Source organism: Planococcus sp. RAB007_Raresut (genome assembly GCF_057369535.1).
Genome location: NZ_JBXYIF010000201.1, coordinates 1 through 251, shown reverse-complemented (window position 1 = coordinate 251; position 251 = coordinate 1). Strand labels below are relative to the sequence as shown.

General features: G+C 44.2%; 1 pseudogene. It reads left to right on the top strand.

Annotation, left to right across the window (positions count from 1 at the left end):
• Positions 1-125 (top strand): annotated as a pseudogene (locus AC2Q9J_RS18275) (hypoxanthine phosphoribosyltransferase); the annotation flags it as partial.
• Between the last annotated feature and the right edge of the window lie 126 nt (positions 126-251).

Sequence of the window (251 nt, the reverse complement as noted above, 5' to 3'; positions counted from 1 at the left end):
CAGCAGACTATAGCGGTTTCGTGATTCCACACGAATTCGTTGTCGGCTACGGTCTCGATTATGAAGAGAAATATCGTAACCTTCCTTATGTCGGTGTGCTCAAGCCGAGCGTTTACGGGGGCTAACGTTTTTCTTTTGAAAATGTGACGTGGTAAGATAAAGGAAATCCCCAAAGTATAGGCATATACTTAATGGGCGAGAACATCGTTTCTCGGAATAGGAGGCAGAGAATGAATCGTGCAGTGAAAAAC